Source organism: Methylobacillus pratensis (assembly GCF_054072455.1).
In genome coordinates this window covers 777,534-802,626 of sequence record NZ_JBSUSR010000001.1, presented here as the reverse complement: position 1 = coordinate 802,626, position 25,093 = coordinate 777,534, and the positions used below count along the sequence as shown (strand labels likewise).

At 56.8% G+C, this 25,093-nt stretch carries 22 protein-coding genes; 11 read left to right on the top strand and 11 right to left on the bottom strand.

The features are described from left to right. Positions 1–3: 3 nt before the first annotated feature. The 3 genes from carB (at position 4) to ACW4YW_RS03625 (ending at position 4,296) form a co-directional block, all read left to right on the top strand. Positions 4–3,210, top strand: coding sequence for a carbamoyl-phosphate synthase large subunit (carB, locus tag ACW4YW_RS03635; protein WP_457136310.1), 3,207 nt, complete (start codon positions 4–6; stop codon positions 3,208–3,210). Between the two features lie 133 nt (positions 3,211–3,343). Next, positions 3,344–3,820, top strand: coding sequence for a transcription elongation factor GreA (gene greA, locus ACW4YW_RS03630; RefSeq protein ID WP_457136309.1), 477 nt, complete (start codon positions 3,344–3,346; stop codon positions 3,818–3,820). Positions 3,821–3,840: 20 nt separating this feature from the next. Further along, positions 3,841–4,296: a DUF4149 domain-containing protein gene (locus ACW4YW_RS03625; RefSeq protein WP_457136308.1), complete on the top strand. Its 456-nt coding sequence runs from the start codon at positions 3,841–3,843 to the stop codon at positions 4,294–4,296. Positions 4,297–4,351: 55 nt separating this feature from the next. Here the strand turns inward: ACW4YW_RS03625 and ACW4YW_RS03620 are convergent, their stop codons facing one another. Beyond that, positions 4,352–4,648: a YhbY family RNA-binding protein gene (locus ACW4YW_RS03620; protein ID WP_457136499.1), complete on the bottom strand. Its 297-nt coding sequence runs from the start codon at positions 4,646–4,648 to the stop codon at positions 4,352–4,354. A gap of 33 nt (positions 4,649–4,681) precedes the next feature. On the opposite strand from ACW4YW_RS03620, the gene rlmE reads away from it, so the two are divergent. The 5 genes from rlmE to ACW4YW_RS03595 all read left to right on the top strand — a co-directional run bounded on the left by rlmE (position 4,682) and on the right by ACW4YW_RS03595 (position 10,313). Next, on the top strand, positions 4,682–5,305 hold the full coding sequence (gene rlmE / locus ACW4YW_RS03615; RefSeq protein WP_457136307.1) for a 23S rRNA (uridine(2552)-2'-O)-methyltransferase RlmE: 624 nt from the start codon (positions 4,682–4,684) through the stop codon (positions 5,303–5,305). A 71-nt stretch (positions 5,306–5,376) separates the two neighbouring features. Next, positions 5,377–7,269 carry an ATP-dependent zinc metalloprotease FtsH gene (gene ftsH, locus ACW4YW_RS03610; protein WP_457136306.1) on the top strand — a complete coding sequence of 631 codons (1,893 nt, stop codon included), beginning with the start codon at positions 5,377–5,379 and terminating at the stop codon, positions 7,267–7,269. Positions 7,270–7,355: 86 nt separating this feature from the next. After that, the gene (gene folP, locus ACW4YW_RS03605; protein WP_457136305.1) at positions 7,356–8,195 is read left to right on the top strand and encodes a dihydropteroate synthase; all 840 of its coding nucleotides are present in this window, start codon (positions 7,356–7,358) and stop codon (positions 8,193–8,195) included. A 35-nt stretch (positions 8,196–8,230) separates the two neighbouring features. Then, positions 8,231–9,592 (top strand): phosphoglucosamine mutase, encoded by a 1,362-nt coding sequence (gene glmM, locus ACW4YW_RS03600; RefSeq protein WP_457136304.1) that lies wholly within the window; start codon positions 8,231–8,233, stop codon positions 9,590–9,592. Positions 9,593–9,773: 181 nt separating this feature from the next. Continuing rightward, positions 9,774–10,313 carry a phosphatase PAP2 family protein gene (locus ACW4YW_RS03595; RefSeq protein WP_457136303.1) on the top strand — a complete coding sequence of 180 codons (540 nt, stop codon included), beginning with the start codon at positions 9,774–9,776 and terminating at the stop codon, positions 10,311–10,313. A 693-nt stretch (positions 10,314–11,006) separates the two neighbouring features. Here ACW4YW_RS03595 and ACW4YW_RS03590 read toward each other — a convergent pair. Continuing rightward, the gene (locus ACW4YW_RS03590; RefSeq protein WP_457136302.1) at positions 11,007–11,840 is read right to left on the bottom strand and encodes a zinc dependent phospholipase C family protein; all 834 of its coding nucleotides are present in this window, start codon (positions 11,838–11,840) and stop codon (positions 11,007–11,009) included. A gap of 130 nt (positions 11,841–11,970) precedes the next feature. Here ACW4YW_RS03590 and ACW4YW_RS03585 point away from each other — a divergent pair, with 130 nt between their 5' ends. After that, positions 11,971–12,339, top strand: a complete 369-nt coding sequence (locus ACW4YW_RS03585; protein WP_457136301.1) for a diacylglycerol kinase — start codon at positions 11,971–11,973, stop codon at positions 12,337–12,339. A 27-nt stretch (positions 12,340–12,366) separates the two neighbouring features. Here ACW4YW_RS03585 and ACW4YW_RS03580 read toward each other — a convergent pair whose 3' ends face one another. Continuing rightward, positions 12,367–13,068 (bottom strand): hypothetical protein, encoded by a 702-nt coding sequence (locus ACW4YW_RS03580; RefSeq protein ID WP_457136300.1) that lies wholly within the window; start codon positions 13,066–13,068, stop codon positions 12,367–12,369. Between the two features lie 108 nt (positions 13,069–13,176). On the opposite strand from ACW4YW_RS03580, the gene ACW4YW_RS03575 reads away from it, so the two are divergent. Together ACW4YW_RS03575 and ACW4YW_RS03570 are read left to right on the top strand one after the other, a co-directional pair. Next, a complete protein-coding gene (locus tag ACW4YW_RS03575; RefSeq protein ID WP_457136299.1) occupies positions 13,177–14,382 on the top strand; it encodes a glycosyltransferase in 1,206 nt (401 codons plus the stop codon). Between the two features lie 189 nt (positions 14,383–14,571). Then, positions 14,572–15,828, top strand: coding sequence for a D-amino acid dehydrogenase (locus ACW4YW_RS03570; RefSeq protein WP_457136298.1), 1,257 nt, complete (start codon positions 14,572–14,574; stop codon positions 15,826–15,828). 240 nt (positions 15,829–16,068) lie between these two features. On the opposite strand, the gene ACW4YW_RS03565 is transcribed toward ACW4YW_RS03570, so the two are convergent. The 8 genes from ACW4YW_RS03565 to ACW4YW_RS03530 form a co-directional block, all read right to left on the bottom strand. Beyond that, entirely contained in the window at positions 16,069–18,471 is a 2,403-nt protein-coding gene (locus ACW4YW_RS03565) for a TonB-dependent siderophore receptor (protein WP_457136297.1), read from the bottom strand. 116 nt (positions 18,472–18,587) lie between these two features. After that, complete coding sequence (locus ACW4YW_RS03560; RefSeq protein ID WP_457136296.1) at positions 18,588–19,562, bottom strand: FecR family protein; 975 nt, start codon at positions 19,560–19,562, stop codon at positions 18,588–18,590. 9 nt (positions 19,563–19,571) lie between these two features. After that, positions 19,572–20,108 carry an RNA polymerase sigma factor gene (locus ACW4YW_RS03555; protein WP_457136295.1) on the bottom strand — a complete coding sequence of 179 codons (537 nt, stop codon included), beginning with the start codon at positions 20,106–20,108 and terminating at the stop codon, positions 19,572–19,574. Positions 20,109–20,253: 145 nt separating this feature from the next. Beyond that, complete coding sequence (gene pstB / locus ACW4YW_RS03550; RefSeq protein ID WP_457136294.1) at positions 20,254–21,033, bottom strand: phosphate ABC transporter ATP-binding protein PstB; 780 nt, start codon at positions 21,031–21,033, stop codon at positions 20,254–20,256. Positions 21,034–21,088: 55 nt separating this feature from the next. Continuing rightward, positions 21,089–22,027 (bottom strand): phosphate ABC transporter permease PstA, encoded by a 939-nt coding sequence (pstA, locus tag ACW4YW_RS03545; protein ID WP_457136293.1) that lies wholly within the window; start codon positions 22,025–22,027, stop codon positions 21,089–21,091. A gap of 2 nt (positions 22,028–22,029) precedes the next feature. Continuing rightward, positions 22,030–22,971, bottom strand: coding sequence for a phosphate ABC transporter permease subunit PstC (gene pstC / locus ACW4YW_RS03540; RefSeq protein ID WP_457136292.1), 942 nt, complete (start codon positions 22,969–22,971; stop codon positions 22,030–22,032). 94 nt (positions 22,972–23,065) lie between these two features. Next, the gene (locus tag ACW4YW_RS03535; protein ID WP_457136291.1) at positions 23,066–24,088 is read right to left on the bottom strand and encodes a PstS family phosphate ABC transporter substrate-binding protein; all 1,023 of its coding nucleotides are present in this window, start codon (positions 24,086–24,088) and stop codon (positions 23,066–23,068) included. A 116-nt stretch (positions 24,089–24,204) separates the two neighbouring features. Further along, the gene (locus tag ACW4YW_RS03530; protein ID WP_457136290.1) at positions 24,205–25,077 is read right to left on the bottom strand and encodes a trypsin-like serine protease; all 873 of its coding nucleotides are present in this window, start codon (positions 25,075–25,077) and stop codon (positions 24,205–24,207) included. Positions 25,078–25,093: the final 16 nt, after the last annotated feature.

Genomic DNA, 25,093 nt, shown 5'->3' with positions numbered 1-25,093 from the left:
ACCATGGCAAAACGTACCGATATCAAATCCATACTCATCATAGGCGCCGGCCCGATCGTGATCGGCCAGGCCTGTGAATTCGACTATTCCGGCGCCCAGGCATGCAAGGCGTTGCGTGAGGAAGGCTACCGCGTCATCCTGGTCAACTCCAACCCGGCGACCATCATGACCGACCCGGACATGGCGGATGCAACCTACATCGAGCCCGTCACCTGGCAAATCGTCGAGAAGATCATTGCCATCGAGCGCCCGGACGCCTTGCTGCCGACCATGGGCGGGCAGACTGCCTTGAACTGCGCATTGGACCTGGCCAAGCATGGCGTGCTGGAAAAATACAATGTCGAGCTGATCGGCGCTTCCAAGGAAGCCATCGACAAGGCCGAGGACCGCGAGAAGTTCAAGCAGGCCATGACCAAGATCGGCCTGGGCTCCGCCCGCTCAGCAGTGGCGCACAGCATGGAAGAGGCGCTGCAGGTGCAGGCCTCGATCGGTTATCCCGCCATCATCCGCCCGTCGTTCACCATGGGCGGCAGCGGCGGCGGCATTGCCTACAACCGTGAAGAGTTCATCACGATTTGCGAGCGCGGCCTCGAGGCCTCTCCGACCAGCGAGCTGCTGATCGAGGAATCCCTGCTCGGCTGGAAAGAATACGAGATGGAAGTGGTCCGTGACAGCAAGGACAACTGCATCATCATCTGCTCCATCGAGAACCTTGACCCGATGGGCGTGCATACCGGCGACTCGATCACTGTGGCGCCGGCGCAGACCCTGACCGACAAGGAATACCAGATCATGCGCAACGCCTCTCTGGCGGTATTGCGCGAGATCGGCGTGGATACCGGCGGCTCCAATGTGCAGTTCGCGATCAATCCCGACGACGGCCGCATGATCGTGATCGAGATGAACCCGCGCGTGTCGCGCTCATCCGCCTTGGCCTCCAAGGCCACTGGTTTCCCGATTGCCAAGGTGGCAGCCAAGCTTGCGGTTGGTTTTACGCTAGACGAGCTGCGCAACGAGATTACGGGCGGCGCGACACCGGCTTCCTTCGAGCCTTCCATTGATTACGTCGTCACCAAGATCCCGCGTTTCGCGTTCGAGAAATTCCCGCAGGCCGATTCCCGCCTGACGACGCAGATGAAGTCCGTGGGCGAAGTGATGGCGATCGGCCGCACTTTCCAGGAATCGTTCCAGAAGGCCCTGCGCGGCCTTGAAGTGGGCGTGGATGGCTTGGATGAAAAGACTGTCGACCTGGACGAAATTCAGAAGGAACTTGGCGAGCCCGGCCCTGAGCGTATCTGGTATGTGGGCGATGCGTTCCGCGCCGGCCTGACGGTGGACCAGATATTCGACCTTTCCAAGATCGACCGCTGGTTCCTGGTGCAGATTGAGGACATCATCAAGCGCGAGCAGGCGCTCAAGGGCCGCCACCTCGCCGACCTGGATCGCGACGCGCTGTTCCAGCTCAAGCGCCGCGGCTTCTCCGACAAGCGCCTCGCCAGGCTGCTGGGCACAGACCAGCATGCCGTGCGCGCCTACCGCCAGGCATTGAACGTGCGTCCGGTCTACAAGCGCGTGGATACCTGCGCCGCAGAATTCTCGACAGACACCGCCTATATGTACTCCACCTATGAGGAAGAGTGCGAGGCGCAGCCGACCAGCAAGAAGAAGATCATGGTGCTGGGCGGCGGACCAAATCGTATCGGCCAGGGCATCGAGTTCGACTATTGCTGCGTGCATGCCGCCTTCGCGATGCGCGAAGATGGCTATGAGACCATCATGGTCAATTGCAACCCGGAAACCGTTTCCACCGATTACGACACTTCCGACCGCCTCTATTTCGAGCCATTGACGCTGGAAGACGTGCTGGAAATCGTGGCGTTGGAAAAGCCGGAGGGCGTGATCGTGCAGTATGGCGGACAGACTCCGCTCAAACTCGCGCGCGACCTGGAGAAGGCCGGCGTGCCCATCATCGGCACCAGCCCTGATGCGATCGACCGTGCGGAAGACCGCGAGCGCTTCCAGCAGATGCTGCAGGAACTCGACCTGAAGCAGCCGCCCAACCGCACGGCGCGTACGCCTGAAGAGGCGATCCGCCTGGCACAGGAAATCGGCTATCCATTGGTGGTACGTCCTTCTTACGTACTGGGTGGCCGCGCGATGGAAATCGTGCATGAGCAGGCACAGCTCGAGCGCTACATGCGCGAGGCCGTCAAGGTGTCCAACGAGTCCCCGGTATTGCTCGACCGCTTCCTTAACGATGCGCTCGAAGTGGATGTGGATGCGCTTTCCGACGGCGAAGACGTGATCATCGGAGGCATCATGGAGCACGTGGAACAGGCCGGCGTTCACTCAGGCGATTCCGCATGTTCGCTGCCGCCATACAGCTTATCGGCTGCGATGCAGGACGAGTTGCGCGAGCAGACCGTCAAAATGGCAAAGGCGCTGGGCGTAGTCGGTCTCATGAACGTGCAGTTCGCGATTCAGGGCAATACTGTTTACGTGCTAGAAGTTAATCCGCGCGCGTCCCGCACTGTACCGTTCGTATCAAAGGCCTGCGGCCTGCAACTGGCCAAGATCGCAGCGCGCTGCATGACCGGGCGCAAGCTCAAGGAGCAGGGCGTGACCCGCGAGGTCGTGCCGCCTTACTATTCCGTGAAGGAAGCGGTATTCCCATTCATCAAGTTCCCCGGCGTGGATACCATCCTAGGTCCTGAAATGAAATCCACAGGCGAGGTGATGGGCGTGGGCAAGACCTTTGCCGAAGCCTTCGTCAAGTCGCAGCTCGGCTCCGGCACCAAGCTGCCCAAGGGCGGCAAGGCGTTCATCAGCGTACGGCGCGAAGATCGCGAGCGCGTGGTCGAAATCGCACAGGCCCTGGCCGGGCTCGGGTTCCAGCTGGTGGCTACCCGCGGCACTGCCGGCGCGTTGACCGAAGCCGGATTGAGCGTGACGCCGGTGAACAAGGTGGCGGAAGGACGCCCGCACATCGTGGACATGATCAAGAACGGCGAGATTAGCTTTATTGTCAATGTGACCGAGGACAAACGTGCCGTGGCGGACTCCTATGAAATCCGCCGCAGCGCCCTGCAGCAGAAGGTGACCTATTACACCACGCTGGCCGGTGCCAAGGCTGCCTGCATCGGCATGGCTCACATGCAGGAACTGGAAGTGCAGTCCTTGCAAAGCTTGCATAAGCAGCTTCCTAAGTAATAAGATAGTTGCGAACCAGACCACGCCTGTACTTCCAGGTGTGGTTTTTATTTTTATTCACGGCATGCATGCCCGAGGCCCGGCAAGAAATGCTTCGTTATCTTTATCAATGCGGAATTCCAGGGAATAACAAATGAATCAGATTCCAATCACAGTCAAAGGCGCCGAACTGCTCAAGGCGGAACTGCAGCGCCTGCGCAGCGTCGACCGCCCCCAGGTGATCCAGGCGATTGCGGAAGCGCGCGCCCAGGGCGATCTTTCTGAAAATGCGGAGTATGATGCCGCCAAGGAACGTCAAAGTTTTATCGAGGGGCGGATTGCCGAGATCGAGGCCAAGCTGTCGAATGCGATGGTCATCGACCCGGTCACCTTGAATGCGGATGGCCGCTGCGTGTTCGGCGCCACTGTCGAAGTGGAAGATCTCGATAGCGGCGATGTCGCCACCTATCAGATCGTGGGCGATGACGAGGCCGACATCAAGAGCGGTAAGATTTCGATCGGCTCGCCGATTGCGCGGGCATTGATCGGCAAGGTCGAAGGCGATGTCGCCGAAGTGGTGGCCCCGGGCGGCCTGCGTTCCTATGAAGTGCTTAACGTGCAATACATCTAACATCTAAACAAGGCGGCGGTATGAACGTATGGTCTGACCGGTTGGCATTGATCGTCATTACCTTGTGGGTAGGGGCTTTATGGGTGGTGGGCTATGTCGTGGCACCTAGCCTGTTCGGCCAGCTTGCGGCAGACAAGCAGCTGGCCGGCAACCTGGCGGGACGATTGTTTGAGCTGGTAGCCTACATCGGTTTTGCCAGTGCGGCCTATCTGTTGCTGCACCGCTTGCTGCGTTCAGGAGTGTTCGCATTGAAGCAAGGCTTTTTCTGGGCCGTGGTCATCATGCTCCTGATCGCGATCGGCGGGCAGTTAGTCATACAGCCCATGATGGCGGAGTTGAAGGCGCAGGCTCTGCCTTCCGACGTGATGCATAGCGACTTTGCGGACCAGTTCAGCCTGGTGCACGGGATTGCCAGCGTGGGATACCTGATTCAGAGCCTATTGGGGCTGGTGCTGGTTTTCAAGGCGAGGCAATAAGCCAAAGCCGCATGCAAGCCTGGGTGGCCCAGGTTGCGTGCGGCTTCATTGTCTTTTATTTGGGGATCGTGATCCTGGGCTGCTCTGCCTGGCGGTAGATAATGAGCTGCTTGCCGATATGGTGCACGGGAATGGCGCCGGTCTTCTCGCAGATTTCCTGCAGCATGGCTACCCGGGCTGCGCGGTCATCGCCGAATACCTTGATCTTGATCAGTTCATGCGACTTCAGGCTGACTTCAATCTCTTTCAAGACCTGCTCCGACAGGCCGTTATTACCTATCATCACTACAGGATGCAGGTCGTGGCCCAGGCCACGCAAAAAGCTGATTTGTTTGGAATTCAATTGATTTATCTTGTTGATTCGAAAAGGCTCGCAGTTTAGCAGATGAAACGCCGACCTACCAGTAAAGCTTGGTTGCAGGAGCATGTGAATGACGAGTTCGTCAAGCGTGCGCAACGGGATGGCTATCGCGCCCGCGCAGCCTACAAATTGCTAGAGATCGATGAAAAAGACCAGCTGATCAAGCCGGGCATGACGATCGTCGACCTGGGGTCCGCACCCGGAAGCTGGTCGCAAGTGGCAATCCAGCGTCTTGCCGGGCAAGGGCGCGTGATCGCCCTGGATATCCTGGAAATGCCGCCGGTGCCCGGTGTGGAGTTCATCCAGGGGGATTTCCGCGAAGAGGAAATCCTACAGGCCCTGGAAAAAAGCCTGAATGGCAAGCCGGTAGACCTTGTAATTGCAGATATGGCCCCCAATATCAGTGGCATCAGTGACGTGGACCAGGCAAGGGCGGCCTACCTCACCGAGCTTGCACTGGAGTTTAGCCGGGAATGGTTGAAACCGGGGGGCAATTTCCTGGTCAAAGTGTTCATCGGCTCCGGCTTCGACGAGATTGTGCTGGCAATGCGTGAAAGTTTCGAGAAAGTAGTGACGCGCAAACCCAAGGCGTCGCGGGACCGCAGCAGTGAAGTTTATCTTCTGGGCCTGAAGCGCAAGAATGCCTGAATTGTGGGGCATGACGGTGCAAATAGGTTTAGAATAAAGCAGTAAATGTCCATTGAATAAGGATCAGGACTTTGAATAACATCGTAAAGAACGTTGCCATCTGGCTGATTGTGGCCCTGGTGCTCATGACGGTTTTCAACCAGTTCGGCCCCAAGGGTTCTTCCGAGAGCCAGGTGGTGTATTCGCAGTTCATCAATGAGGTGAAAGAGGGCAGGATCGCCAAGGTCACCATCGACGGACGCGTGCTGCGCGGCGTGACCAACGAAGGCCGCAAGTTCAATACCTATGCGCCTTCCGACCCATGGCTGGTGTCCGACTTGCTCAAGAACAACGTGACGGTGGAAGCCAAGCCCGACGAGGAGCCATCCATCCTCATGAGCATCTTCGTGTCATGGTTCCCCATGCTGCTGCTAATCGGCGTCTGGATTTTCTTTATGCGCCAGATGCAGGGCGGCGGCAAGGGCGGTGCGTTCTCGTTCGGCAAGAGCAAGGCGCGCCAGCTCGATGAAAACTCTAACCACACTACTTTCGCGGATGTGGCTGGTTGCGACGAAGCCAAGGAAGAGGTTTCCGAACTTGTGGAATTCCTGCGCGACCCGACCAAGTTCCAGAAGCTGGGCGGACGCATCCCGCGCGGCGTGCTGATGGTGGGCCCTCCAGGGACCGGTAAGACATTGCTTGCCAAAGCCATCGCCGGCGAAGCCAAGGTGCCTTTCTTCACGATTTCCGGTTCCGACTTTGTTGAAATGTTCGTCGGCGTGGGCGCTGCGCGCGTGCGCGACATGTTCGAGCAGGCCAAGAAGAATTCGCCTTGCATCATCTTTATCGATGAAATCGATGCCGTGGGCCGCCATCGCGGTGCGGGCACCGGTGGCGGCAACGACGAGCGCGAACAGACCCTTAACCAGATGTTGGTTGAGATGGACGGTTTCGAGGCCAATTCCGGCGTGATCGTGATCGCTGCGACCAACCGTGCCGATGTGTTGGACAAAGCATTGCTGCGTCCCGGCCGTTTCGACCGCCAGGTGATGGTGGGCCTGCCCGACATCCGCGGCCGTGAGCAAATCCTCAAAGTGCACATGCGCAAGGTGCCTATCGACGCCGACGTCAAGGCCGATATCCTCGCGCGGGGCACGCCGGGCTTCTCGGGCGCCGACCTGGCCAACCTGGTCAATGAGGCGGCGCTGTTCGCTGCGCGCCGCAACAAGCGTACCGTGGACATGCAGGACTTCGAGGATGCCAAGGACAAGATATTCATGGGTCCAGAACGCAAGTCCATGATCATGCGCGAGGAAGAGCGCCGCAATACGGCTTACCATGAATCCGGCCATGCCGTGGTTGCAGCCCTGCTGCCGCACGCCGACCCTGTGCACAAGGTGACCATCATGCCGCGTGGCTGGGCGCTAGGCCTGACCTGGCAATTGCCCGAGCACGACCGCATCAGCAACTACAAGGACAAGATGCTGGAGGAAATCTCCATCCTGTTCGGCGGCCGCATCGCGGAAGAGATCTTCATGAACCAGATGTCGACCGGTGCTTCCAACGACTTCGAGCGCGCCACCAAGATCGCGCGCGACATGGTCACCAAGTACGGCATGTCCGATGTATTGGGCACCATGGTGTACGCAGGCAACGAGCAGGACTCCTTCTTTGGCAGCATGTCGGCCAAGACCGTGTCCGAGGCGACCCAGCAAAAGGTGGATGCGGAAATCCGCCGCATCCTGGACGAGCAATATGCCGTGGCGCGCAAGCTGCTGGAAGACAACCGCGACAAGGTGGAAGTGATGACGGCGGCCTTGCTGGAATGGGAAACCATCGATGCGGAACAAATCCAGGACATCATGGAAGGCAAGCCGCCACGTCCGCCCAAGCCAGCGCCATCCAGCAGCAAGCCTGCCGCAGATAGCGACAATGGCGGCGGCACGACCACAGAGCCAGCGCCACAGCCTGCTGCCAAAGCCTGATTCAGTTCCCGCTTCTAGGCCACATTGACTCGAAAGCAAACACTTCGGGACTTGTGGCCTTTATTGTTTCCGTCTGTTGATGAAATATGCCAATCTGTAACCAATTCATTTGCGGCAAGTACCAGCTTGACCTCACCCGGCCCCATGTCATGGGCATCGTCAATGTCACTCCGGATTCCTTTTCAGACGGCGGGCGCTATGCCTCGACCGAGCTGGCCGTCTCGCATGCCTTACAGCTGGTAGCCGAGGGAGCTGATATTCTCGACATCGGCGGCGAGTCGACCCGGCCCAATGCGACGCCAGTCGGTTTGGAGGAGGAGCTGGAGCGGGTGATTCCCGTGATAGAGCGCCTGGCAAGGGAAGTCGATGTGCCGCTTTCCATTGACACCTATAAGCCGCAAGTGATGCGCGAAGCGGTGAAAGCCGGTGCCGCCATCATCAACGACATTCGCGGCTTGCAGGAGCCTGGCGCATTGCAGGCGGCTGTGGAAGGCAATGCCGGGGTTTGCGTCATGCATATGCAGGGGACGCCGCAGACCATGCAGCAGGACCCGGTCTATCAGGACGTGGTGCAGGAAGTAAAGGCATTCCTGCTGCAACGCCTGCAGGCATGTGCAGCGGCGGGCATCCCTGCCGAACGCATCGTGCTCGACCCGGGCTTCGGTTTCGGCAAGCGCACGGTGCATAATATTGCCCTGCTCAACGGCCTGCCGGATATCCTGGAGCTGGGCCGACCCTTGCTGGTCGGCTTGTCGCGCAAGTCCGTGCTTGGGCAGATCGTCGGTAGTGACGTCGATCAACGGCTGCATGCCAGCCTGGCGGCGTCGGTGATTTCGGCAATGAAGGGCGGCCGTATCGTGCGGGTGCACGACGTGAAGGCCACGGTGGATGCGCTCAAGGTAGTCGATGCCGTCATCAATGCATGAGCGGCGCTGGTAAAAAATTTAACGAGTCATAAAAAATGAGCAGAAAATATTTTGGTACGGATGGTGTGCGCGGCAAGGTGGGGACATTTCCCATCACCCCGGATTTTGTCATGCGTCTGGGTTATGCGGCGGGCCGCGTATTGACACGCATGGACCATCACCTGGCGCCCGGCACCAAGCCGCTGGTGATTATCGGCAAGGATACCCGCATCTCGGGGTATATGTTCGAGACGGCACTGGTCTCCGGCCTGTGCGCAGGCGGCGTCAATGTCCGTATCACCGGGCCGTTGCCGACGCCCGCCATCGCGCATGTGACCCGAGCGCAGCGTGCGCAGGCCGGCATCGTGATTTCGGCATCCCATAACCCGTTTGATGATAACGGCATCAAGTTTTTCTCGGCGCAGGGCACCAAGTTGCCGGACGAGGTAGAACTTGCCATCGAGGCCGAATTGGACCAGCCCATGGAGCTGGTCCCGACGGAGCAGATCGGCCGGGTAAAGCGGATTGACGACGCAGCAGGCCGCTATATCGAGTTCTGCAAGAGCACTTTCCCTAATGCGTTGGATTTGCGCGGGCTGAAGATCGTGCTCGATTGCGCTAACGGGGCGACCTACCATGTGGCCCCTCCGGTATTCCATGAGCTGGGCGCCGAAGTCATCAGCATCGGTACCCAGCCGAATGGCTTGAACATCAACCTGGACGTCGGCTCCACCCATCCGGAGTCCTTGCAGCAGGCCGTGGTAGAGCACCAGACCGACTTAGGCATCGCGTTCGATGGCGACGGCGACCGCGTGGTCATGGTCGACAGCCAAGGCCAACTGCTGGATGGCGACCAGCTGCTCTACATCATCGCCCACCATCGTCATCAACGTGGCCGGTTGGGTGGCGGGGTGGTCGGCACCCTCATGACCAACCTGGCGCTCGAACATGCGCTTGGCAAAGAGGGCATCCCGTTCCAGCGTGCCAAGGTTGGTGACCGCTACGTGCTGGAATTGCTCAATGCCAATGAATGGCAACTGGGCGGGGAAAATTCTGGGCACATCCTCTGTCTGGACAAGCACAGCAGCGGCGATGGCATCATCGCCGCATTGCAGGTGCTGCACGCCTTGCGTGCCTCCGGCCTGACCCTGGCCGACTGGGGCAAGCGCTTGCCGCTCTATCCGCAGGTGCTCATCAACGTCAAGGTCGCGCAACGCATTGACCTGGACGGTAACGCTGCATTGCAGGCTGCTGTTAAAACTGCCGAGGACGCATTAAACGGTAGCGGCCGCGTCTTGCTGCGCGCTTCCGGCACGGAGCCCAAGATCCGCGTCATGGTCGAAGGGCAGGACCGATCTCTGGTGCAGCGCTTGGCTGAGGACATTGCCGCTGTTGTGCGGCAAGCAGCAGGAAACTAAGGCGGCTAAAAAACTCTCCTGGCGTTGTTGCTTGTCTTGCCATACTACTTTTACTGTCCTCGGCAGAGTGCCTAGCCAGGACCAGCTTTGCTGGGTTTTATTAGCCGCTCTAAAAGTGTCTGTCATCATAAATTCAGCGTAGTGACACGGTTTTGTCATGAGGGAGTGCGAATCTGCGCCCATGCATAACCGACCGCTGACAAATTATCTTGAACGTATCTGTGCGCTGGACAGTGCCTTGTGCATCAAGGTCAATCGCAGCAGCCATTATCGTTTGGTGCGCTGGAGTTTCCGTCTGGTGAGCCGTCTGGGTGATGGCATGTTCTGGTATGCCATCATGCTGGGCCTTATCCTCACGCAAGGCGAGGCCGGCATTGCGGCCAGCCTGCATATGATGGTCGTAGGCCTGAGCGGAACGTTGATTTACAAATGGCTCAAGGGCAAGACCCTGCGCCCAAGGCCATATGCTGTGCACCAGGACGTCTGGCTAGCCGGGAAGCCGCTCGATAAGTTCAGCTTCCCCTCGGGCCATACCCTGCATGCCGTGGCATTCAGCATGGTGGCCTTGGCCTATTACCCGGAACTCAGCATGCTGATCTTGCCGTTTGCTGTGCTGGTGGCAATGTCGCGCGTGGTGCTGGGGTTGCATTATCCGAGCGATGTGCTGGCAGGTGCTGCAATTGGCGCCTTGATCGCCTCGATATCTTTCTTTTTCGTCTAGCTGTTTCTATTTCCCTCACATCATTGCAATGGCGAGCGCAGCGAAGCCAAGTGAGGGTTTGACTTGTTTTCCCCGTCTGGCTGCGCCGAGTAGCGCAAATCTGTCTGGAAAATGAGCTTGCGTCTGTCTGAGCGTAGCGAGTTCAGCAAGCGCCCAGACAGATTGAGCCACGCAGGGGACCGGGAGCTTTGCTCCCGGCGCAGACTCCGGGGTCGCCTTTTATTTGGTCCCTTTATTTTGGCGAAGCAAAATAAAGGGGCTCGCTGACAAGCGAAAGACAACGGGTCAATCACCTGTGATAGTGGTCAAGACCATGGTTGCTTAACTTACTATCCAAGCTCCAACCCTCCACCCAATCAAACTCAACGGTTTTTAGTCTGCATCTATGCTGTGATTGCGCGAGGATGGGTTTCGCCTCGCCGGGCGAACCTATTTCTTTTGTTTCGCCAAAAGAAATAGGTGAAAGAAAACGAAGTTTCGGCGGAGCCAAAAGGCGACCCGATTGTCTGCGTCCCTACACTACGTTCCGGGCAACCTGCGTTGCTCGCTTTTAATGGGGACTGGCTGAACTCGCTGCGCTCAAACAGACGCCAGTCCTGTTTCCATTAAAAGCTGTGCTACTCGGCGCAGCCAGACGGGAGGAAAACCAAAGCGACTTGGCTTCGCTGCGCTCGCCCTTGCGGGCAGGTAGGATCAGTAAAAATACTCGATCGGACTATTGAGCCTGCGCTTGAGGTCAGCCAGGCAGCGCTTGCGCCAGCGTTGCATCTGCTCGCTTGGCACGTGGTTGAGCTCCGGCTCCCAGTGCGGCCTGCCGCCTTGCAATAGGGTGCCGATATGACCGAGTGCGCTCTGGGTCCTGGCTATGTAGAAGGCAAAATTGCGGAACAGGCGCTTATCCATGAGCCGCATGCCATGGTAGATCATGCCTGGCAGGCGGGATACGCGCAGCAGACGGTCGGCTTTTCCCAGTCTGGATATGGTGCGCGTGGCTTCAGCCGGACTGCAGTTGAAGTAGGGGGCGATAAAGTGTCCCAAGGTATGCCGATGGTTGAGCAACAGTTGTGCAGGGGTATGCTCCAGTAAAGGGGCCAGGTAGGCATCCATGGCCCATTCCGCGCCAATGTGCGTGATCATGCTGCCTTCCATCCACATGGCTTCATGGGCGGGAACGAAGTGATTGTGCGCGATGACGTCTATGTAGAGGTGGCTGGCGTAGCCGATGGCAATTGCGGTTTCCTCATCGCCGCTGGCATTGGCCAACATTTGATGGGCGTTTTCCCAATAATGGCTGTGGCTGAAGCGCGGCGATACGATGGCGAGGTCCGGCAGGCATGCCCCTGCCATCACCAGTTGCGGGAAGCGGCTGATGGCGCGTTGCAGGCGCGGGTCGAGCAACGGCATTGCCCAGAGCAGCGAGTGGGCGAAGTAGACATGGGTGACCAGGCCCCAGGCCTGGGCGTCCGCACTGTAGCCCACGATTGGCGTGAACCACAGCAATGAAGTCAATATCTTGCCGGTATTCATGCCGTTAATGTGCTGGCTGGCAATGAATGGATTGTGGCAATTCCGTGATGTTATCGTGACAATGGCAGGGGCTGCCGGCAATTTGCTATACTGCCGCGCTCAATCTCCCACATTCTGTTCCGAGGAATTCATGGAAAGTCCGTACAAGGGCAAGACCGGTTTGCGTCGTCTGATCAATGCGTTTGGCTACTCTGTCGACGGGCTTGCGGCTGCTTACCGCAATGAAGACGCGTTCCGCCAGGAAGTGCTCATGGCGGTGATCATGATTCCCTTGGCCATTTACCTTGGCAACGATGCGATTGCCAAGGCGTTGATGATAGGCAGCGTGCTGCTCGTTATCATCGTCGAGTTACTCAACTCGGCGGTCGAGGCGACGGTAGACCGGATTTCGCTGGAAAACCACCAGCTTGCCAAGCGCGCCAAGGATATCGGCAGTGCCGCCGTATTGATTTCCCTAATCAACCTGGTGGTGGTCTGGAGCCTGTTGATCTTCGGCTAAAGTATTTTCGCCAGCCGCAGCCGCGCCTCACCAAAGCGGGGCAGAGAGCAGGCGCAAGCCGATGCTGAGCCAGCGTTCGTCGCTATTGTTGTGCATGCGGTTGCCGTAGGTCGTGTCGATCTGTACCCGGTCCTGTACCAGCCAATAGCGCAAGCCTGCCTGGTAATAGGGACGCGAGCGATGATCTCCATAAGTTTCCGCAATCAGGTCCAATTTGCCTGCGAGCGGGATTTCCGAGCCAAATCCCCAAGTCATGTCAGTCCGGCTTTTTTCCTTGTCGTGCAATGCGCCCAGGTTGGCGTGCAGGATCAACTTGTCGCTGAAGAACGATGCACTGACCGGGACGTAGGCATAGGCGTTGCCCACCATGCTGGAATTGTTGTCCAGCCTGGGATGCTGTGCATAGCCTACGACTAGGCCATAGCCGTAGCTATTGGTTTCCAGCGGCTTGAACAATGCTTTCGCCTGCATCATCAGGTCTGTGTTCTGCGAGGCGCGATCCTCGCGGGTAATAGCCCCGCCGAGCGTCAGCTCCAGGTTCTCCGCCGGGCTGCATCCGGGCAACGCCCAATATTCAGTGCTGTTACGGTTGCGTTTTGCCCATGATTCGAGCTGGCAGCTTTGCGGATCGACAACACGCGCATCGTCGGTAATCATCGGGCGCGCTGCCATGGCGGTTGAGGGCGCCAATAGGGCGAACAATACGAATGAACAGAAAAAATTCCTCATGGCGCAAGTCTAGTCAAAAAATGTGACGAGCGCATGGCAATTCATTGAAGCGTCACAATCCATAGGTATCTTCACCCATATGAGTTTGTTGATACTGGAGCAGGGCGCGTGAAGATATTGTTCATCTCGGATGTGTATTTTCCCCGTGTGAACGGGGTTTCCACCTCGATCCGTACTTTTGTGAGCCAGATGCAGGCGCTGGGCCACGAGGTGCATCTGATCGCGCCGGACTACGGCGTCGCGACGGAAGACGAAGCCTGGATCAAGCGCATTCCTGCTCGCAGCATCTATTTCGACCCGGAAGACAGGGTGATGCGCTACGGTGCCGTACTCAAGCTGCTGCCGGAATTGCGCGACGAGAATTACGATGTCGTGCATATCCATACCCCGTTCGTGGCGCATTATCTCGGCATCAAGCTCGCACGCTTGCTGGACATTCCCTGCCTGGAAACCTACCACACCTTCTTTGAAGACTACATGCACCACTATCTGCCATGGATACCCCAGTCCATGGCCCGCAAGATCGCGATCAGCACGTCACGGCGGCAATGCAATGCGGTCAACGCCGTGATCGCGCCATCGCAGCCCATGCTGGACGCGCTGCGCAGCTATGGCGTCAAGGCCAGCGCAGAGGTGATTCCCACCGGTTTGCAGGAAAAAAGCTTTGAAGAAGCCGACGGCGAGGCTTTCCGCGACCGTTACGGCATTTCGCGCCAGCGGCCCGTGGCCTTGTTCGTGGGCCGGGTCGCCCATGAAAAGAATATCGACTTCCTGTTGCGCATGGCTAACGAGCTACGGCGCCAGCAGCCCGACATGCTGCTGGTCGTTGCCGGGGAAGGGCCGGCGCAAAAACACCTGGAGGACTTGAGTACCGAGCTGGCGCTGGGCGACAACATCAAGTTCATCGGCTACCTGGATCGCAACACCGAACTGAATGCCTGCTACAAGGCGGCGGATGTCTTCGTGTTCGCTTCCAAGACCGAGACGCAAGGCCTGGTGCTGTTGGAAGCGATGGCGCAGGGCGTACCCGTTGTTGCATTGGCCGAGCTGGGCACCAAGTCCATCCTGATAGAAGGCGAGGGCGCGATGATTGCGCCTGAGGATGAGCGTATTTTCGCCTCCAAGGTGTTCAGCCTGTTTGCCAATCCCGGCAAGCGCGCCAAGCTGGGCGAGGCTGCCCTGCATTATGCAGCCAAGCGCTGGACCGCACGCTTGCAGGCCGAGCGCATGCTGCAGTTTTACCAGCGCGTGCAAAGCCGCAGCGCATTTCATGCAATGAACATGGACAACAACCTCAAAGCCCGGGGCGGCTAAGAGCCGCCGACAAAACTCAGTGAAACGATTCTGGCCAGGCGCTCTGTCGACGGCAGTACATGGAGTACGGCAAGGCAGAGCAACAATGCCAGAGGGATTTTGTCAGCCGCTCTAAGAGATAGGCTCTGCCTCGCCCAGGATGCCGGCTTGATGCTAAGCTAGCCTGGTCTGGCATAGTGGGGAGGCAATGTGAGAATGATCGTCCTGGGCAGCGGCGTGATCGGCGTGACGACTGCTTGGTATCTTGCCGAGGCCGGGCATGAAGTCATCGTGCTGGACCGCCAGCCCGGTCCAGCGCTTGAAACCAGCTTTGCCAACGCCGGGCAGGTTTCTCCCGGCTATGCCAGTCCCTGGGCCGCGCCGGGCGTTCCCCTCAAGGCGCTCAAGTGGATGCTGCGCCGTCATGCGCCATTGTTCATCAAGCCGGACGGCTCTTGGCGGCAACTGCGGTGGATGTGGCAGTTGCTGCGGAATTGCACGGCCACGCGTTACGAGCAGAACAAGGCGCGCATGGTGCGCCTGGCCGAATACAGCCGCGATTGCCTGGACCAGCTCCGCGCCGATACCGGTATCGAATATGAAGGCAGGCAGCAAGGCACCTTGCAACTATTCCGTACCCAGGAGCAACTGGATGCTGCGGTGCGGGATATCGAAGTGCTGCGCTTTGCTCACGTACCCTTCGAGCTGCTGCCGAGGTCATTGCTTGCCAAGGCGGAACCTGCACTGGAACATGTCAAGCACAAGCTGACGGGCGGCTTGTGGCTGCCGCGCGATGAAACCGGGGATTGCCAACTGTTCACGGTTCGGCTGGCGGAAATGGCGGCGGCCAAGGGCGTGCAGTTCCGTTACGGACAGGAAATCTCCCGTCTCGATATTGAATCCGGCCATGTCAACGGCGTGATAGCGAGTGGCGAGCGCTTGCAGGCGGATGCTTATGTTGTCGCCTTGTCCGCCTACTCCACCGATTTCCTCAAGGGCGTACTCGATTTGCCCGTTTACCCGGTCAAGGGCTATTCCATCACCGTTCCCATCATTGATGAGGCCTCGGCCCCCGTGTCGACCGTGCTGGATGAAACCTACAAGACCGCCGTCACGCGCTTTGACAACCGTATCCGTGTCGGCGGCATGGCCGAGCTGGTCGGCTTCGACCGCCGCCTCAGTCCCAGGCGGGAAGGCACGTTGAGACTGATCGTCGACGACCTGTTCCCCGGCGCCGCCGACCTGAGCCAGACCAGTTTCTGGACCGGCCTGCGCCCCATGACGCCGGATGGCACGCCGATTGTCGGTGCAACATCTATCCCTAACCTGTATCTGAATACCGGCCACGGCACCCTGGGCTGGACCATGGCCTGCGGCTCGGGGAGGCTGCTGGCTGATCTTATTTCAGGTAGAGAAGCGGATATCCAGCATGATGATTTGGGTTTGCAACGGTATGGCAGTCAGTAATCTTTTTCATTTACCTGCTTGGTAAAGCTATTGTCTATCTTAGCGTCATCTTTTGTCTGATAAGTATGTTCTCCTTCAGAAAGTTAGATGGATGGGATAATATCTAAAGCTTGGATGGTTTTTGCTAGTGCGTTCGGATGTAATACTTCACATAAAACAAAACCTCATCAAGATAGATGAGGTTTTGCAGGGAGGCATGGGTAAAACCAATGCGGTTATTGAAAGTGGTGTAACTAAAAATTAGAAGTCGTATCTCATTCCTAAAGTCACATTTCGCGGTACGCCGTAGAATCCATAACCCGTATTCCCCATGCCCGTGTAGTATTTTTTGTCGAAGATGTTGGTGATGTTAAGTGTCGCCGAAAGATTTTTATTGAATCTGTAGCGTGCCATGGCATCAACCACTACATAGTCATCCTGCACGATCCTGTTATTAAAGGCTGTGTAGTATAAGCCGGTTTTCGATATCCAGCGTGCACCGCCACCGATGGTAAGGCCTTGTAAATCGCCAGAAAAACGGTAGGTATTCCATAGTTTCACGGTATCTAGGGGATGCTCTGGCCTCTGCCGAACACCATCAGCGTTTTCCGATCTCGAATGGCTGTAGCTGGTACTGACATTCCAACCAGGAAGTACCTCACCGGCAATTTCTAGGTCAATGCCTTTGGTTTCCACGCCGTCGATGGCACGATAATAAGGCCTGTCCGGAGAATGGTAGCCAGCCAACTCTGTAGTGTTGTCGCGCTTCACTTGATAAATCGCCACATTGGCATTTAGGCTCCCATCATAAAATTCACCTTTCCAGCCTACTTCATAATTTGAGCCTATCTGGGGTTCGATAACCTTGCGATTGATATCGGTAACATTGTTGGGAATGAAGATGTCGGTATAACTGAAATAGACCGATTGTTCCGGCGTCAGGTCATACACTAGCCCAGCATACGGGGTTACTTCACCAGATTTTCCGTAGCCACTTTCCGCAGAGCCATCCCAATAACTGTAAAATTTGTAGTCAGAGGTACGTGCGCCCAGTATGATGTGAAGCCTGTCGATAGGGTTGAGGCGAAGAGCCCCGTAGTAGCCTCGCTGGATAATATAAAAGTCTTGTATACCTGGAGCATCGTTATTAGTTTCTGACACAACTTCGTGGATGCTGGATAGGTTGGCAGTTGTGTTTGATCCGCCTCCATAACTTTCCCAGTGAGACTTGTAGCGACTAAATTCATAGCCAATGATTGCTTGGTGCTCTCTTCCAAATAGAGAAAAAGGACCTTGCATATTGATGGAAGCGGACTTCTGATTCAACGGGTTGATTTGTTTATTTGTTCGGGTTACAGCAAACTCCCCTGTTTCCTTATTTACGGCGCTGCTTCCGGCCTGGCGCATTTGGATACTGTTTGAAATTTCTCGATCAACATCCATGTAGCCTGCGGCTACGGTCAGTTTCCAGTCATTTGCCAATGTCTGATCGATATTGAAGAAATAATTGGTCGTTTCTAACTCTTGGTTCTTATGTTTGGACGTGACCGTGGTGGAGCGAGAGAAATTGGTCAGTTCACCGTTGCTGTAGAACAATGGCACTCCTTGCCCACCATCGACTTCATATTTCTGGTAGTCGATACCGAATCTAACGGTTGTGCTATCCGTGATATCTGCTTCTGCTACGCCATACAGTACATCTCGCTTCTGGCTGTAATAGTCGGTGAAGGTGTCATTGTCTTGTTTGGCACCGACAAAGCGAGCGCGTACCTTGCCGTTTTCCGTCAGTGGTCCTGACACATCAACTTGACCCCGGTAGTCGTTCCAGCGGCCGATATTGCCTGTGATGCTGGCCTGGAATTCTCTGGTGGGTTTCTTGCGTACCATATTGATCATGCCACTTACATCGCCAGCACCGGTCATCAATCCGGTTGCGCCCCGCACAATTTCGATCTTGTCGTAAATCGACATATCGGCGAGGTTTTGCGTCATATTCTGGGTCTGATTCTCCACATGCGTTGTGAGACCATCAAATTGATACTTCGTAATCTCACGACCGCGCGAATAGATACCGAACCGCTCCGATGCATCGCGGTTGATCGTGATCCCAGGGGTTTGCTCCAGCACCTTGGTAATGCTGGTCAGGTTCTGGTCATCCATGCGTTGACGGGTCACGACGCTGATGGATTGCGGTGTGTCCTTGATCGACAGGTTCATCTTGGTGGCGGTGCTGGTGACGCCGGTGGTGTAGGAGCCGGTGCCTTCGGTAATGCCGTTGCGTTCGCGTGTGCTGCTGACGCTGACCTCGGGCATTACGGCAGGGGAGTTTGCTTTTTCAATGGTGTAGCTGTTGGGGGCGTTGCTGGTTGCGATGAGGCCGCTGCCACTGAGCAGTTGATTGATTGCCTGTTGCGGAGTCAGCTTGCCCTTGATGGCTGGCGCTGTTTTTCCATTGAGCAATTCGCCATTGCTGAAAATCTGGATGCCGGTTTGCCGTGAAAGCTCGTTGATGGCATTTGCCAGCGGCTGCGCCTGGATGTTGATGCTGATGCCCTCATCTGCTGCGATGGTAATGGCGGGTGTCATCCCCAGAAGCGCGCCGGCAAAAACCAGCGCCAGCAGCTGCCTGCCGACGGATGGCCGGAGGTTGAAGTCTGTTTTCATTGTGTTGTGATCCCTAAAAGTTGACGTGATGCAATGGCCGTTGCATGAGGGAAGACACGCCAAGATCAGAAATGGAGACAGGGGAAATGAAAATTGTTTACAGCAATATTTATTGCTTATCGCCTGGCCTTGATTTCTACGTTGTCTGCTTGTGGGGTGAGCGTGACGGGCAGGATGGCAGGCAAGGCGCGGGACAGGGATTGCTGATCGCGAGCGCGGAAGCGGCCGGTCAGGCGCAGGTTTGCGGTTTTCTCATTAGCCAAGGTAAATGGCTGGTGGCGGAAGGCATTGATAGCAGGCAGGGCATCTTCAAGGCTGGCATCATTGAATACCAGCCAGCCGGTGCGCCAGGCGGAAGCATCAGCCGCTTGTACCTTGCTGAGTGAGGTGAGGCCATCATGCTTGATTAGCAGGTGGTCGTTGGCAGTCAGATCGTAAGTCTGTGTATGGTCCTGAGCAAGAGCATCTTGTGGTTGGTGGAAGCGCACATGGCCTTGTTCTACACTGACGGCGATTGAGTTGCCCCAATCACTGACGGTGAAAATGGTGCCGACGACTTCGACATCGCCCAGGCGAGTTTCGACATGGAATGGCCGTTTAGCATTGTGTGTGACCTCGAACCTGGCTTCACCAGTGTTCATTGTGACGATACGCTTTTGGCGATACAGCGTGACGTGCAGGCCAGTTTTGGCGTTGAGCGCAAGCTGGCTACCATCAGGCAGTGTGATTTCCTTCACCTCAGCAATGCCGGTGTGATAATCCGCTTCATAGATGGGCTGATGCCAATACCATATGCCTGCTTTGAGCATGGCTGCGCTACATAATGCGATCACGCCCCAGCCTAGCAGTGATTGACGGGTCTTGCGTCTGCCAGAAGGTTTGCCGAATTGCTCCTGCAATTGCGGGGCAATGGAAGAGAGTGAATGTAACTGGCTGGTAGCTTCTTGGTAGGCAGCTTCATGCTCAGACGATTTGCCGCGCCAAACCTCTAGCTGATGTTGCAGGCGCTGGGCGGTTTCTTCAGGCTCGATCTCGATGCGAGCGAGCAGTGTGAGGGCATGTTTGATCAGGCTGGTGGAAGGCTGAGTCATTATCTTGGTTTACTTGCTGTTGTCCTGAAGTGCTTGGCGGATTTCGGCGAAGATAGTGACGCAATCCAAAGTAGATCGCACGACATGTTTGGCAACGGCAGATTCGGTGATGTTGAGGTGAGCGGCAATTTCTTCGCGGCTGTAGCCATACACACGGAACAACAGGAATACATCCCGCCTGCGGGCAGGCATTTCTTCCAGGTGGTTAATCAGCTTGTTGAGCAATTGACGCTGGGAAACTAGCAATTCGGTGGAGGGTGCGCTGGCATTGACTTCTATATGGCTACGTTCGGTGAGCCATTCCAGCACTATCTTGTCATGCCGGGCCAGGTTGATGCAGATATTGTGTGCTGCCTTGAACAATAGCGCTCGCGGCGATTCTATGACAGGGGCTTCGCCGCTGGCAGGCAATGCGTAGCGGTAAATACGTTCGAAGCTGGTTTGGGCAATGTCTGCGGCATCCTCGGCATTGCCCAGCCTGCCGCGCAAGTAGTTGCGCAGCTCCCGATATGAAGCAAGGAGTTCGGTGACGAGAGGGCTGGACATAATGGGAAGTTGCTAGGCTGCAGCAGGAATGGAAAACGGGAATGGTAGCAGGCATACTGATTTTGAATCAAGAATCATTCTCGATTCGAGTCGCGGCATGAAAAAAGCCGGGAGACCCGGCTTGGAGACGACAACTTGCAAAAGCCTAACCGAACTTGCCGGTGATGTAGTCCTCGGTTTCCTTGCGGCTGGGGTTGGTGAAGATCTTGTCGGTATCGTCGTACTCGATCAGCTCGCCCAGGTACATGTAGGCCGTGTAGTCGGAAACGCGCGCAGCCTGCTGCATGTTGTGGGTCACTACCAGGATGGTGAGCTTGTTGCGCAGCTCGGACATCAGCTCTTCGATGTTGGCGGTGGCGATCGGGTCCAGCGCCGAGGTGGGCTCGTCGAACAGCATGATCTCGGGGTCGGTCGCCAATGCGCGGGCGATACAGAGACGCTGTTGCTGGCCGCCGGAAAGATTGAAGGCCAAGTCGTGCAGGCGGTTCTTGACTTCATCCCACAGGGCGGCGCCCTTGAGCGCCTCTTCCACCTTGTCGTCCACCACGCGCTTGTTACGCTCGCCGCGTACGCGCAGGCCGTAGGCGACGTTTTCGTAGATGGATTTCGGGAACGGGTTGGGCTTCTGGAATACCATGCTGATGCGCATGCGCACTTCGATCGGGTCGACGCCATTGTCGAGGATGTTGGTGTTGTCCGGGTGCATGACGATCTGGCCGTCGTACTTGTTGCCGGGGTAGAGGTCGTGCATGCGGTTGAAGCAGCGCAGGAACGTGGACTTGCCGCAGCCGGATGGGCCGATCAGGGCCGTGATGCGCTTTTCGTACAGCGGCATGGTGATGCCCTTGAGCGCCTTGTGGCCGCTGCTGTAGTAGAAGTTCAGGTTGCGTGATTCGGCTTTGACCGGGCTAGTTGTTGTTACCATGATGTCAATATCCTGATTCTGAATTCGTTCTGTTTTATATGCTGTTCTAGTTGGCTTACCACTTGATGTTCTTGCGGATGCGGTAGCGCAGCCAGATGGCGGTGCCGTTCATGAGCAAGGTCACGACGATGATCAAGGCGCCGGTAGCGGCGGCATTGATATGGAAGGCATGGTCCGGGCGCGATAGCCAGTTGAACATCTGGATCGGCAGCACGGTGAATCCGGATTGCAGCCATTCGAAGTTGATGAAAGGCGCCACATCGCTCACAGGGGATGGCGGCAGGAAGGCGATGAAGGTCAATGCGCCGATCGTGATGATAGGGGCGGTTTCGCCCAGTGCGCGCGCCATGCCGATGATGATGCCGGTCAGGATGCCGCCGGAGGAGTAATGCAGCACATGGTGGAACACCACCTGCCACTTGGTCGCCCCGACGGCATAAGCTGCTTCACGGATGGAAACCGGAATGCCGCGAATGGACTCGCGCGTGGTCACGATGACGATGGGCAGGATGAGCAGGCCCAACGTGAGGCCTGCGGTCAGGATGCTTTCACCAAGATTCAGGCCATAGACAAATAGCCCGAGAGCAAGCAAGCCATAGACAATAGAAGGCACGCCAGCCAGGTTGGTGACGTTGATCTCGATCAAATCGGAGAACCAGTTCTTAGGGGCGTATTCTTCCAGGTAGACACCTGCTGCAACACCCATGGGCACGGCAGAGAAGAAGGTCACCAGCATGACCAGCAACGAGCCTACCCAGGCGGACAGCAGGCCAGCGCTGGCGGCACGGCGCGAAGGGTAATTGGTCAGGAAGTCGAGGTTGAAGCGGGGATAGCCATCTATCACCAAATCGATAAACAAGGTGAGCAGGGTGAGCAGGCCGATCATTAAGGCCAGCAAACCGACAATCGAAAAGATAAAGTCGTTGCGCTTGTGCTTGCGGATCATTGTCCGCACTTCGGCGAGGTTTTCCAGTACGGATGCTTGTGTTGTCATGATCAATATACCTCGCGGAATCTCTTGCGGGTGAGGTGGCCGATGATGTTGAATGTCAGCGTCATCAGCATCAGCACCAGGCCGGCCGCAAAAATACTTTGATAGCCAATACTGCCGTGCGGCAGGTCGCCCATGGCGACTTGTACGATATAGGCCGTAATCGTGGCGGCGCTTTCCATTGGGTTGAATGTGAGGTTTGGTTGTTGGCCAGCCGCTAGCGCTACCACCATGGTTTCACCTACTGCACGCGAGATACCCAGGATATAGGCAGCGATGATGCCGGAGATTGCTGCTGGCGTGACGACGCGGATGGCAGTCTGGAAGCGGGTCGCACCCATGGCATAAGAGCCTTCGCGCATGCTCATCGGTACGGCGCGCATGGCGTCTTCCGCCATGGAGCTGATATATGGAATGATCATGATGCCCATGACGATGCCGGGTCCCAGCATGTTGAAACCAGGTAGTTCAGGGAAGATTTTCTGCAGCAATGGCGTCACGAACAGCAATGCGAAATAACCGAATACCACGGTCGGCACACCAACCAGCAGTTCAAGGATGGGCTTGACGATTTCCCTTGTGCGGTGGGAGGCGAACTCCGAGAGGTAGATCGCGCCTATGGTGCCGAGCGGAATTGCCACGGCCAGCGCAATGGCCGATGTCGTCAAGGTGCCCGAAACCAGCGGCAGAATGCCGTAGTGGGCATTCTCGAATAATGGTGTCCACTCTGTGTCAGTGAGGAAGTCGAACAGTGATACATGTTCAAAGAAAGTGTAAGACTCGTAAAGCAGAATCACGACGATCGAAATGGTGGTGGCAACGGCAGAAAGCGCCGCCAGCATCAGGATAAATTCAATGACCCGCTCCAGGAGGTGACGGCGCACATTCTTGGCCAAGCGGGCACTGATGGGGAGTTCGGCGGGTTTTTGTAACACTTGAGAGACCATGATCACATTGATAATCCGTGCATTGTAACGGAATGCAGTTATGCGGGCGATGTCGGGAAGCCTGAACCTGTCCGGCTCCCCGCTATCGTAAGTATTACTTGATACGCTTCAGCAGGTCGGTGATCTTGACCCCTACTTCAGGCTCGCCACCAAAGCCGGTGCCGACTTTCTGTGCCTTCCAGTGCTCGTTGACGGCTGCATACTCATTCGCAGGCAAGGCAATGTATTTCACTTCCTCGACCAGCTCCTTGCCGTTGGCGAGGTAGAAGTCGATGAACGCCTTGACGTTGGGGTTGTTCTTGGCAGCGGTTGCACTGACATAGATGAACAGCGGACGCGACAATGGCTGGTATGTGCCGTTCATCACGGTTTCACGGGATGGCAGCACTGCGGGTGCGCCAGCCTTGGCCACGATAGGCACTGCCTTCACGCGCTTGCTGTTCTCTTCATAGTAGGCGAAGCCGAAATAGCCGGTGGCGGCGACATCGCTGGCAACGCCCTGCACCAGGACGTTGTCGTCCTCGGAGGCAGTGAAGTCACCGCGGCTGGACTTGGCCTTGCCGACAATCGCCTCGGTGAAGTAGTCGAACGTACCGGAATCGGAACCGGCGCCGAACAGCTTCACGGGAGTGTCAGGCCAGCTTGGGTTGACTTGCTTCCAGGTCTTGACCTTGCCTTGCGCTTCAGGCTCCCACAATTTCTTCAGTTCTTCGACAGTGAAGCTCTTGATGAACGTGTTTTTCGGGTTCACCACTACGGTCAGGGCGTCATAAGCCACTGGCAATTCGATGAATTCGATGCCGGCTGCCTTACAGGCTTCGATTTCCTTGGTGAGGATAGGGCGGGAAGCCTCGGAGATATCGGTTTCGCCGCGGCAGAACTTCTTGAAGCCACCGCCAGTGCCAGAAATGCCCACGGTCACCTTGATGCGCTTGGCTTTCTGGAATTCTTCAGCCACCGCTTCAGTGATCGGGTAAACGGTGCTGGAGCCGTCGATGCGGATAATGTCATTTTTTGCTGGCGCTGCTTCTGCATGGGGCATGGAGAATACAGCGGCAACGAGGGCAGCAACACCTGCTGCCTTCAGTAGCTGGCTTGGAACAAATTGGGATTGCATATAGGCTCCGTAGATTGGTCAATGTTGCCTGGAGCCTCAATATCCAACCTGCCCCGATGACAACCCGGCAAATATAAAGCGTAAATATTTCATATTTGTGACAAATAGGCAAAATGTCATGCTGCCGGGCTTGCCTTGCGATGAGCGCGCCTGGTTTCCGCGAGCGGGTAGGCGAGCAGGGCAAGGCCGAATATCAGCAGCATATAGGAGGCGGGCTCGGGAACGGCGCTGACCTGCGCTGCAGCGGGGTCTGACAATGTGCTGGAGCCGGAAGGCGTGCCTACCCAGTTCAATTTCTGATGGATTGCCTCGTCGGGGTTGGTGGGAGTGTAGAGCAGCATGGTGATGTCCAGCCAATCGTGATAAGCGGCTGGCTGGACATAGCACGACTTGTTGGTACGGCAGATGGCGGAGGCGATGCCGCCCAGGATCAAGTCATCTTGATCATGTGCGCCCAGGAACAGTCCGCTGCCGCTATCCCCGCCTTGTACGATCGCGCTGCCATTGGGCGTGCTGTCGGTGATGATCCAGTGCACGTTGTAGCTGCCGACATGGGCAATATTGTCGACCAGCGTGGTTTCCACATAGCGTCCATTGCCGTTCCCGCTTGCATTGGCCAACGTCACCGTGCCATATGGCGCAATATCCTCGATATAGGCCAGGTTCAGTGCCGTGTAGCTGTCGGCGACAATCGGCGTGGCCAGGTGCAGGAGCGCCAGGTCGTTGCCGGGGAACTGATAGTTGGGAAGCACGAATTTTTCATCGATCACGGCGTCGCCATAACCGGAAGAAAACACCTTGCCTGTCGTGGCCGCATGCCCGGCAGTCAGCACCCAGTTGGGCGCCACCAGTACGCCGTCGGCGCCGCCCACAATTTGCCCTACCATGCCAAAGTCGGTGGTGGGCGTGCTGCCAACCAACGCCAGCGCCGGCTGGGTGAAGGACAGACTGCCGATCAGCATGAGGTACGCAGGATTGGGTGTGCGCATGATGCATCCTAAATTA